Below are 11,142 nucleotides of genomic sequence, written 5' to 3' on the forward strand. Positions count from 1 at the left end.
TTGTGTGTCTCCTATGTTGATTTTTTAATCATCCTTAATGTTTTTAGAAGATACGATCAATCACCACGCTAAAAGTGGTTGGATAGAAGTCATATGCGGATCAATGTTCTCGGGCAAGACCGAGGAATTAATAAGGCGATTAAAACGTGCCGAATTTGCCAAACAAAGGGTTGAAATTTTCAAACCACAAATCGACACGCGTTATCACGAAGAAGAGGTTGTGAGCCACGATGAAAACTCGATTAGCTCAACTCCTGTTCCGTCATCAGGTAACATTGCTATTTTAGCAGATAACGTTGATGTTGTGGGAATTGACGAAGCCCAGTTTTTTGACGATGAACTCACTGAAGTTTGTATCCAACTAGCTAACAGAGGTGCAAGAGTTATAGTAGCCGGACTCGACATGGATTTTAAAGGTCATCCCTTTGGCCCGATCCCTAACCTCATGGCTGTTGCAGAATACGTTACCAAAGTTCATGCTGTTTGTGTGAAATGCGGGAACCTCGCCAACCACTCAAACCGTATAAGCAAAGCAGAGGCACTCGTTCATTTGGGCGAAAAAGAAGATTATCAGCCTCTTTGCCGAAAATGTTTTTATGAAATTCAAAACGCGACAAAATAGCAAGCTTCTCGATATGCGTGAAAACGCCATGGAGATGAAGTCTGGAATTTACGGATCTACTCTCGTGAGTAACCTTAAATGTGAAGATCTCAGCGATATTCGCAAATCCATGAACTTTCTCTTGCAACAGGGAAAAAAGGCTAAAAAAACAGTAATCCTTTCAGATCCTGCCGGAAAACCTAAACCACAACTATTTGAGGAGATCGCGAATATTTTACAGCAAAACATCATCGAGCGGTTCATAGGAATTGGTCCCGGGTTTTGCAACAACAAAACACAATTCAATTACGAGAATCAGGCATTTTATAAGGGTGTTGATGAGTTGCTGGAAAAAGAAGACCTGCTCACATTTGAAGAGCATTTCATTTTAGTTGCCGGATCGTCAAAATCTAATTTTCAAAAACTCGATTACGTTTTCCAGGAAAAGACACACGAGACAATATTGAATATTTCGCTCGACAACCTCATCCACAACCTCAATGTTTACCGCAGTGTTCTCAAGCCAAATGTGAAGTTGATGGTCATGGTGAAAGCCGCTGCTTACGGAAGTGGGATCACGCAAATCGGAAATTTACTCCAGGCAAATGATGTCGATTATCTTGGGGTCGCTTATCCGGATGAAGGCATCAACCTGAGACTTGCCGGTGTGGAGTTGCCCATTATGGTTTTGAGTCCTGAGCAGAGCGGCTACGAAGCGATGATCCGTTTTAATCTTGAGCCGGAGATTTACAATCTGCGAGGATTTCGTGCTTTTACTGAAAAGTTGAAGAAATCAGCCAGTGAATTTGAAAACCCTTACCCCATTCATATCAAGGTTGACACCGGCATGAACCGACTCGGGTTTGAGGAACATCAAATTGATGAATTGATTGAACAATTACGGTCAGAGCCGAGCGTAAGAGTAACCTCTGTGATGTCGCACCTTGCTGTGAGCGAAGATCCAAATGAAAACGAATTCACTCTCGGTCAAATCGAAAAGTTTGAACGTATCGCACAAAAGCTCAAAAAAGAACTCGGTTACAGCTTTCAAAAACACATTCTCAATTCATCAGGTATTTCCCGTTTCCCCGATGCGCAATTCGACATGGTTCGTCTCGGACTCGGAATTTATGGAGTTACCGGTGACAAAGAACTTCAACCAAAGCTGAAACACATTTCTTCGCTTCGGTCAGAGATTGTACAAATACGCGAAATTGAAGCGGGTGAAACAGTTGGTTACGGACGTGCAGAAAAAGCCTCTAAGAAAATGCGCATCGCAACTGTAAGCATCGGTTACGCTGATGGCCTCGATCGTAGACTGGGAAACCGAAAGGCCAATATGTTGATCAACAACCAACCGGCTCCGATCATTGGAAATGTGTGCATGGATATGTGCATGCTGGATATTACGGATCTGACCGATGTAAAAGAAGGTAATGAAGTCATTGTTTTTGGTCAGAACCAAACAGTGCAACAACTCGCCAAAATCATGGAAACGATTCCGTATGAAGTGCTCACAAGCGTCTCAGGTCGGGTAAAACGTGTTTATTTGCAGGAATGACCCCGATAAGTGCTGTCATAATAACCTTCAACGAGGAGCAGAACATAGGTCGCTGCCTCGATTCGCTCAAGCCTGTAGCTGATGATATTGTGGTGGTTGACAGCTTTTCTACTGATCGCACAAAAGAAATATGTGAGGAAAAAGGTGCTCGCTTTGTCACTCATAAATTTGATGGGCACATTGAACAAAAAAACTGGGCGATTACACAAGCCAAATATCCGCATGTTCTTTCACTCGATGCTGATGAAGCGTTAGATGAAGAGCTCACAAAAAGCATTATTAAAGCCAAAGAAAGCTTTTCGGCTGATGGCTACAAAGTAAAGCGACTGACAAACTATTGCGGTTCATGGATCAGGCACGGCAACTGGTACCCGGATATCAAGCTGCGGCTTTGGGATTCACGAAAGGGAAAATGGACAGGCCTCAATCCGCACGATCGTTATGAGTTAGAAAAAGGCAGTTCTGAAAAGTTACTTGACGGCCATTTACTCCACTACAGTTTTTATTCATTTGATCAGCATCTCAAGCAAATTCACAAATTCACTGATATTTCAAGCAAAGCCGCTTTCAAAAAAGGTAAAAAATCAAATTGGTTGAAATTGTTCATCAACCCGTTTGCGAAATTTGTTGGCGGATATTTATTGAGACTCGGACTACTCGATGGTAAAGCCGGATTCAAAATCGCCTGGTATTCTGCCTACGCTACGTATTTGAAATATTCCAAATTACTTAAAATTCAGCGTGGTGCGTAATCCCAAAACATTGCACATATCAACGCCAACATCGTGGCGTGGAGGGGAACAACAACTCGCTTATCTAGCTGAAGAACTCTTCAAAAAAGACATTGATCAACACATTCTCTGCGCAAAAGATGGAGAAATGGCCAAACGCTGTAAAAGTCAAAACTGGCCATGCACAGAGGTTAAAGAACGCTTTTCTGTAAATCCACTGTTTGCAAAAGCTGTAAAGCATGTTTGCAGGAAAGAAAAGATCGACATTATTCACGTTCACGACTCACACGCGCATACTTTCGCTGTAATGGCCGCTTCATTTTTTGGGAATGATTGTCCTATAATCGTAAGCAGGCGAGTTGATTTTTCTGTTTCAAAATCTCCGCTTTCAAAATGGAAGTACAATCACCCAATGGTCAGAGCCATACTGTGCGTAAGTGACATGATCAAAGAGATTACAGCTCCTTCAATTCGCGATAAGTCTCTATTAAAAACTGTTTACTCAGGAGTTGATAAATCACGCTACGAGAAGCGCAAGATCAGTCATCCTCTAATTGAAAAATTGGGGCTGAATCCAGATAAACCAATAATCGGAAATGTAGCAGCTCTAGCTGATCACAAGGATTATCCAACATTCATTGAAACTGCTAAAGAAATCGTTAGCCGTGGCTCTGATGCCCAATTTGTGATAGTTGGTGATGGTCCGCTCAAAAGTGAAGTTCAAGAACTCGTCAACAATTCAGGAATTGCTGATCACATTTTCATGACAGGATTCCAGAAAGATGTTCTCGAAATCATATCAGATTTTGACATTTTCCTCATCACATCAAAAACAGAAGGTTTAGGGACATCCATTCTCGATGCGTTTGGGTGTGAAATTCCGGTTGTGGCTACAGAAGCTGGCGGAATTCCAGAGATTGTTCAAAATGAAAAAACAGGATTAATCGCCCCGGTAAAAAGCCCTGAAAAACTTGCCGACCAAATTGAGCGATACCTCAAGGATGAAGCTTTGAAAAAGGAAATGATTGAGGGAGCTACAAAACTGCTCGAAAACTTCACTAAAGAAGCAACAGCGCAAAAAACGCTTGAAGTCTACCGATCTTTATTGGAAAAATGACGCGGCAAACCCTGTAACAGGAATGAGTTGAAAAACGCGAAGAATGTAACGCCTACTTGCGTTTCCAAAGTATCCTCACTCAACATCGAAGAAATCGCAACAACAAAGAAAAGGATGTACACCAATGATCGCGCGTTAGGTTCTGACCAAAAAGGTGCAACAAAGCTGAACAACACTAAAGCAAAACCAATTGCTCCAAATGTGATTAAGAAGGTGAGAAACTGGTTGTGAGCTCTGCGCCTGTAATCTCCTTTTAGCGGGGAGTTGAGTTCATCATAAGCCTTGTCAAAACTAGCCTGAACATCACCAGTTCCAACTCCAAAAAGTGGGTTTTGAGTAAAAATGTGCCAACCTGTTTTCATGTATTCGAGCCTCATCGTGAGAGAGTTTCCCTGCGGACTAAATCCTTCCAGGTAATTGTTGAACTCGAACAAAATTTTGAGATAGCGAAGTTCTATTCCGCTCGCATCCATGTAACGGACACTTGCCACTCCGTTTTCAATGGCTTTAATTTCTTCATCGGTCAGAGCCATAACTCCATCCCGGTCTTTCTTGAGTCCTTTTGATGTAATGAATCGCTTCATCGTCATTTCAATCCGCTGGCCTTTTGCATCGAGGCTGTCGAACGGAACGTCACTGCGTTTCTCCCATGTTCTTCGCAATTCTCCGTAAGCGACAAAATGAGTGATGTAATAGCCGTTTTCTACTCGCTTATCTTCTAAGTCTGTCACATAAACATCACCGTAAGGTGTGTATTCTTGCGAATAATCAAAATCCTGCTTCACAGTGAGGTAGTTCTTTGCCGTATCGAACATCCACCAACCTGTTGCTATGAACAGCACAATAAATGCACCCCAAAAAAAGATGGCCAGCTTTTTAGAAGCTTCTCGTGTAAAGTAGATTAGCGCTGTTAATGCTCCTAGCCCGAGAGCAACAAATCCGCCAATCACATTGATGACAGTTAGGAAGTAAACGAACCACAGTATTAAAAGAGCGCCAATAATTCTCCATTTTCCTAAAATGTACCGCTGCCTAATTCCTTCAGCGATAAAAATAATCGCCATCACGATCAGCAGGCTAAATCGAATATGAGAGATGTATTTTGAGATGTTGCGGATATCAGAAATCTGATCAGGATATTGTGTCAAATAAAGGTTGTAGCTGATAATGGTGCTCACCAGGGCACTGGAAATAAAAAAACCTAATATGATTTTTGTTTCGAGATCTGACAGTCGCATGAACGTTGAAAATGCGATTGGAAAAAGAAGTAATGGAAGCTTGATGCGCAAATCCTTGAGGGCGTAATCAAAATCGTTTGTCCAGCTCAACCCTATTACATGGAGAAGAAATACGATTAAGAGAATCCATGCAAGCCGATCGGTAAAAAAGCTTTTGGTTCTGACCAGTAAATCTTTTTTCAAAAACCAGTTGACAGCAAACGTGATGGCGCCAATACTGACAAATGCTTTTGAAAAAAATAGCCCTACGCAAAGGAGCGAAAGGGCTATGATATCTATTATTCTATGCCATTTTGAACCAAACAGCATCTTATTTAGCCGAAACTGTTAAGATTCCAGAGTACTTCTCGTTATTGTTCAGAACCTCAATTGCTTTTGCCACATCATCATCTTCGTTGAGAGATGCCTGAATTCTTCCCTTTTGGTAATAGTAACGTGATGCAATTTCGTTTTCCAGCACTTTATCAATTTGATCGCGAAAAGTTTTTAAGTCTTTTGCTTTATTGTGATGCATTTTTTGCTTGAGCTCAGCGTACGAATCTTTGATCTCATTGTAGTACTTTTCTTTTTTCGTTGCTTCCTCGAGTTTTTCGAGCATTTTTTCTGTCCGGGTTGTGTACTCGTATTCTTTTGAGCTCAACCACTTTTCAAAATCGGCATATTGTTTATCAGACAACTGGAAGGTTGAAGCTTGCGGAATTGTGTCGTTCTCATTTCTGAAATGCGTGGCGTAATCGAAAATGAGGCTTTTACCAAGCAGCACCTGTAAAATAGGAGACGCTTTTTGATTTTCAACCTTGATATCAGGCTCAATTCCGGCTCCGTCTAAAACAGTTCTGCCGTTTTCAGTTTCAAATTCTTTGCGCAAAGAATCAGGTACTTCAGTTGCTTTTCCATCTTCATCTTTGTGCGAATAATCGAGTCGCTGAATGCATCTGCCACTAGGGATATAATACTTGGCAACTGTCACTTTCATCTTTGTGTTGTAAGAAAGATCTTTCGTTTGCTGAACAAGTCCTTTACCAAAAGAGTTTTGCCCAATTACCACACCGCGATCGAGATCCTGAATTGTTCCGGCCACAATCTCTGATGCTGATGCTGAAGAACCATCGATCAATACAGTCAAAGGAATTTCGAGGTCAACCGGATCATTTATCGTTCGGTGACTGCGGTTCCACTCTTCGTTTTTTCCTTTTGTGTAAACCACCTCCGTACCTTTAGGCACGAATAAGTTTACAATGTTAACAGCTTCGCGAAGGAGTCCGCCCCCGTTTCCTCGAAGATCGAGGATTACAGATTTAACTCCTTCGTTTTCTTTCAAATCGACAAGAGCTTTTTTCACATTACTAGAAGCCGTTTCAGTAAAGCTGTTGAGCTTGATGTATCCAACCCCTTCTTTAACTTTACCGTAGTATGGGACTTCATCGATTTTCACTTCTTCCCTGATCACTTCTACTTCGAGGTATTGGTCAGATCCGGGTCTATCAACAACCATTTCCAGTTTCGTGCCCGGTTGTCCTTTCAGAACCTTACTCATCTCAGAAGAATTTTTACCAATAGCCGTGTCTCCATCAACAGTTATGATTCGGTCGCCAGCTCTCAAGCCCGCTTTTTGGGCCGGAAAATTCTCGTAAGGTTCAGCAATTACAACGTGATTATCCACGGTTCTGATCAATGCTCCAATTCCTCCGTACTGACCAGTGGTCATGAATTTATAATCTTCAATATCACTTTCAGGATAAAAAACCGTGTAAGGATCGAGTGAATCTAACATGGCATCAATCGCTGTCTTAATCAGCTTGCCCGGTTTTGTTTCATCCACGTAGTACACATTGATTTGCTTGTATAGCGTATTGAAAATATCAATGTTTTTAGCAATTTGGAAATAGTTATCAGCAGATTTACCGGCAGTAAAAAGAATTCCGCTACCGATCAGTGCTGCTGAAAATATTGAAATGGAAAGAATTTTTAGCGCTCGTTTCATTTATCTAAAACTTGTTTACCTCAAATGACTTTAAAATAGCTCTATTATTTGCGAATATCAAGCGTTTGAGGTTTCATTAATTAGCGTTTTTTGTAAACGCTGTAAAATTAGGATTATTTTATCTTCAACTGTTGAATAACCGATGGGTTTATGACCTGTAAAGATCAAAGCCACAGTAACCTTTTTACCATTTGAAGCAGCTGTTTGATAAACTGTAGATTTATTTTTCCTGTAGGCCTCCCGCATCAACCGTTTCATCCTGTTACGATCAACAGCTAGCTTCAGTTTTCTTTTGGGCACAACAAACAAAACCTGAACAGGAATTTCACCTTCACTTTCTTCAATAATGAACAAAGACCTGAAAGGCCGTTCTTTAATAGATGAGCCTTTCTTAAAGAGTGCCTGAATGGCATCCTGCTTATTGAGACGTTCTTGTTTTGTGAGCCTTTGTTCCATGATACAAAAAAGGGGTAACGAGCCTAGCTGTTACCCCTTCAAAAGTAAATGTAATTCTTTTTACTTCTTTTTATTCTTTTCTTTAACGTATTGCTCAATAGCCATTGTCATGGAAGGAGCATTTTTCGTTGGAGCTTGAATATCAACTCTCAAACCGCGATCTTCAACAGCTTTAGTCGTTGTGGGACCAAAAACTGCGAGGCGCGTATCTCCCTGTTCAAAGTTGGGAAAGTTTTTGAAGAGTGATTCTATACCAGCCGGACTAAAGAATACCAGCATATCGTATTTTACAGATTCCAAATCACTGAGGTCTGAACACACAGTGCGATAAAAAACCGCTTTCGTGTAAGAATAACCTTCTTTATCGAGCAATTTTGGAATATCTTTCTTGAGGATATCAGAACACGGTAAAAGAAACTTTTCCTTCTTGTGGCGTTTCATGACATCCATCAACTCGACAAAGCGTTGCTTTCCGTGGAAAATTTTACGCTTTCTGTACACCACATACTTTTGAAGATAATATGCTGTAGACTCTGAAATACAATAATATTTCATCGACTCAGGCACATTAACGCGCATTTCTTCACACATTCTAAAGAAGTGATCAACAGCATTTCGACTCGTAAAAATTACAGCCGAGTGCTCGAGGATACCAACCTTTTGTTTTCTGAATTCTTGCGCGGGTACACCTTCAACGTGAATGAATGGCCTAAAATCAATCTTGAGCTTTAGCCTGTCTGCCAGATCAAAATAAGGCGATCTTTCATTGTCGGGCTTGGGCTGTGAAACTAAGATACTTTTAACTTTCAACGTGAATCCCTCCGTATTTTTTGCGTTTACCTACTCAACTACCAGATTAAACGACTTCCAATAGCCACTTACAAGTAATAATCCAGGGTAGAATTTCGAAGGCGCAAAGGTACAAAATAATGTATAAAGGAGAAATTTTATACTCAGCCACAGATCGATAAAATGTTTTTAGCAACCTAATTATGAATACGATTAACAAAATGCAAACCACTACAATTAACCATGTAAAGCTAGTGAATGATGGTGTATAGCTACTAATAATTGCTATTGGCAATAGCCCCACACTAAGTATTTGAAAAAACTGGAAATAATGCCACAGGTAATCTTTGAGATAATCACCAACCTGAAAAAGCCCTGCAAATAACCGATGAACGAGTAACTTGACTAAAAACAGTACAACCAAAGAAGCTGAAATTACGGCATACACTCCAAGAGCCGGAAGTTCACCGGGATTATCTCCATATATAAAAAGCCAGAGTTTGAATCCAAAAAAACCTAGAAGCAAAAAAGAATTGAGCAACAACACAACATTTACATTTCCTACAAAAGCTCCCTCTTCTCTAATCAACTGATTTGAAAAGCGACTATTCCAAAAAGAAGTAAGTACTTCATTTAGTTGCCTTCCACTGTATCGCCTCATGAAAGCCAACAAAAACAATATACCAAGAAAGAGGAAGAAAATCCAATCGGCAGTAAACGAAGTTGTACGCTGCGAAAAAAAATGACTGTAGTCAGAATCTTTAGGGGCTGATAATGTATGATGAAAAAGTTGCTCATTTTCAGATCCGCTTTTAACACAGGGCATGATGCCAACAAAAACTGTGTCGTTTGACGGACTCAACCAATATGGGTTTTTGTTTGTTACCACATTACAAAAGTAGTTTAGTATTTATAAAGTAACTCAATGAAGTTATGAAACGAGGTAAAATAAATACTTTTGAACTCAACTTTAAGACAAGAAAAAAACAAAAATATGGCTGATAATTTTGAAGCGCATGACTATTTTATGATGGATGAGTTTTTGAGCGATGAACAAAAACTCATGCGCGATTCACTTAGAACCTGGTTAAAGCAAGAGGTATCACCAATCATTGAAGATTATTACGAAAAATCAGAGTTTCCAAATCAAATACTAAAGGGTCTTGCTGATCATGGTTGTTTTGGTCCATACATTCCTGAGGAATATGGAGGCCCCGGATTGAGTCAGGTCACTTACGGATTACTCATGCAGGAACTCGAACGTGTTGATTCCGGAGTTAGATCTACGGCTTCAGTTCAATCTTCACTGGTAATGTTCCCAATTTGGAAGTACGGATCTGAAGAACAAAAAAAGAAGTATTTACCAAAGCTTGCTAGTGGTGAAATGATTGGCTGTTTTGGACTCACAGAGCCCGATCACGGATCTGACCCGGGCAGTATGATTACTAATTTCAAAGAAGATGGTGATCATGTGATTTTGAACGGAGCTAAAATGTGGATTTCAAATGCTCCCTTTGCTGATATCGCAGTTGTATGGGCAAAAAATGAAAAAGGTGAAATTCAGGGTTTAGTTGTAGAAAGAGGCATGGAAGGTTTTGAAACGCCTGAAATGAAAGGGAAGCATTCGCTGCGTGCTTCAGCAACCGGAGAATTGATTTTCAATGATGTAAAAGTCCCAAAAGAAAATATTTTCCAGGGTAAGAAAGGACTTGGCGGACCACTCTCCTGTTTAAACTCTGCTCGCTACGGAATAGCCTGGGGAGCAATTGGCGCAGCTATGGATTGTTATGATGCGGCTTTAAAATATGCTAAAGAACGAACTCAGTTTGGCAAGCCAATAGCATCCTTCCAGCTCCAACAGAAAAAGTTAGCTGAAATGATTACTGAAATCTCAAAAGCACAAACATTGACTTTTCGTCTTGGTCAACTCAGAGATGAAGGAAGAGCAACTCCCGGACAAATCTCTATGGCTAAGCGAAACAATGTAGATATGGCTCTGAATATTGGCCGTGAAGCTCGCCAAATTCTGGGCGGAATGGGAATCACGAATGAATACCCCATTATGCGCCACATGGCCAACCTCGAATCAGTTATTACTTATGAAGGCACCCATGACATTCACCTGTTAATTACTGGTATGGATATCACCGGAATTAATGCTTTTAAATAATTGAACAATCATTATTCTAATAATTAGCCCTCATCCAATACTTTTGGGTGAGGGTTTCTTTTATAACAAGCATAAATTTCAATAAAACATATCAAATCATTAGTTTTGGAGGTAATATCCAAGCTATGCCCAAACTAAAGCTACTTTTTTCACTTTTATTTGTCTTGAACAGCTCTTTCGCTTATAGTCAGACCCTCCCTCCTAATGTACCTTCAAACGGACTCATTGCATGGTATCCATTTAATGGAAACGCAAATGATGAGAGTACATTCAACAATGATGGTAATCTATTTGGAGGAGTTTCATTAACGACTGATCGTTTTGGGGATCCGAATAGTGCATATGACTTTGATGGTGTTGATGATTTCATAGAGATACCAACACCTAACGAGCTAGTATTTGGAAATAGTGATGATTTTTCAATTAATCTTTGGTTTAAACCTGTGGAATTTGATCCAAATACAAAAGAACACCTCTTTAAAAAATATGCCTGTC

General features: G+C 40.3%; 11 protein-coding genes. 6 read left to right on the forward strand and 5 right to left on the reverse strand.

Annotation, left to right across the window (positions count from 1 at the left end):
• Nucleotides 1–37: 37 nt before the first annotated feature.
• The 4 genes from RI557_RS04920 to RI557_RS04935 are packed head-to-tail and all read left to right on the forward strand — an operon-like array spanning nt 38 to nt 4,010.
• Nucleotides 38–622, forward strand: coding sequence for a thymidine kinase (locus RI557_RS04920; protein ID WP_310682522.1), 585 nt, complete (start codon nt 38–40; stop codon nt 620–622).
• On the forward strand, nt 597–2,162 hold the full coding sequence (gene alr / locus RI557_RS04925; RefSeq protein WP_310682524.1) for an alanine racemase: 1,566 nt from the start codon (nt 597–599) through the stop codon (nt 2,160–2,162). Before RI557_RS04920 ends, alr begins: the two co-directional genes overlap by 26 nt.
• Nucleotides 2,159–2,914, forward strand: a complete 756-nt coding sequence (locus tag RI557_RS04930; protein ID WP_310682526.1) for a glycosyltransferase family 2 protein — start codon at nt 2,159–2,161, stop codon at nt 2,912–2,914. The genes alr and RI557_RS04930 overlap by 4 nt, the downstream gene beginning before the upstream one ends.
• Nucleotides 2,907–4,010: a glycosyltransferase family 4 protein gene (locus RI557_RS04935; protein WP_310682528.1), complete on the forward strand. Its 1,104-nt coding sequence runs from the start codon at nt 2,907–2,909 to the stop codon at nt 4,008–4,010. The genes RI557_RS04930 and RI557_RS04935 overlap by 8 nt, the downstream gene beginning before the upstream one ends.
• Here the strand turns inward: RI557_RS04935 and RI557_RS04940 are convergent.
• Genes RI557_RS04940 through RI557_RS04960 form a run of 5 tightly spaced genes read right to left on the reverse strand, consistent with a single transcriptional unit; the run spans nt 3,986 to nt 9,366 of the window.
• A complete protein-coding gene (locus RI557_RS04940) occupies nt 3,986–5,557 on the reverse strand; it encodes an O-antigen ligase family protein (RefSeq protein ID WP_310682530.1) in 1,572 nt (523 codons plus the stop codon). The genes RI557_RS04935 and RI557_RS04940 overlap by 25 nt on opposite strands.
• Nucleotide 5,558: 1 nt before the next feature.
• Entirely contained in the window at nt 5,559–7,232 is a 1,674-nt protein-coding gene (locus RI557_RS04945; protein ID WP_310668202.1) for a S41 family peptidase, read from the reverse strand.
• A 57-nt stretch (nt 7,233–7,289) separates the two neighbouring features.
• Nucleotides 7,290–7,688: a ribonuclease P protein component gene (locus RI557_RS04950; RefSeq protein WP_310682532.1), complete on the reverse strand. Its 399-nt coding sequence runs from the start codon at nt 7,686–7,688 to the stop codon at nt 7,290–7,292.
• 60 nt (nt 7,689–7,748) lie between these two features.
• Nucleotides 7,749–8,498 carry a uroporphyrinogen-III synthase gene (locus tag RI557_RS04955; RefSeq protein ID WP_310668204.1) on the reverse strand — a complete coding sequence of 250 codons (750 nt, stop codon included), beginning with the start codon at nt 8,496–8,498 and terminating at the stop codon, nt 7,749–7,751.
• A gap of 46 nt (nt 8,499–8,544) precedes the next feature.
• Nucleotides 8,545–9,366: a DUF4271 domain-containing protein gene (locus tag RI557_RS04960; protein WP_310668205.1), complete on the reverse strand. Its 822-nt coding sequence runs from the start codon at nt 9,364–9,366 to the stop codon at nt 8,545–8,547.
• Between the two features lie 105 nt (nt 9,367–9,471).
• Here RI557_RS04960 and RI557_RS04965 point away from each other — a divergent pair, with 105 nt between their 5' ends.
• Both RI557_RS04965 and RI557_RS04970 read left to right on the forward strand, forming a co-directional pair.
• On the forward strand, nt 9,472–10,647 hold the full coding sequence (locus RI557_RS04965) for an acyl-CoA dehydrogenase family protein (protein WP_310668206.1): 1,176 nt from the start codon (nt 9,472–9,474) through the stop codon (nt 10,645–10,647).
• A 125-nt stretch (nt 10,648–10,772) separates the two neighbouring features.
• On the forward strand, nt 10,773–11,142 hold a 370-nt coding region (locus RI557_RS04970; RefSeq protein WP_310682534.1), incomplete at its 3' end, for a hypothetical protein.

Source organism: Salibacter sp., from assembly GCF_031581065.1.
Classification (GTDB): Bacteria; Bacteroidota; Bacteroidia; order Flavobacteriales_G; family Salibacteraceae; genus Salibacter.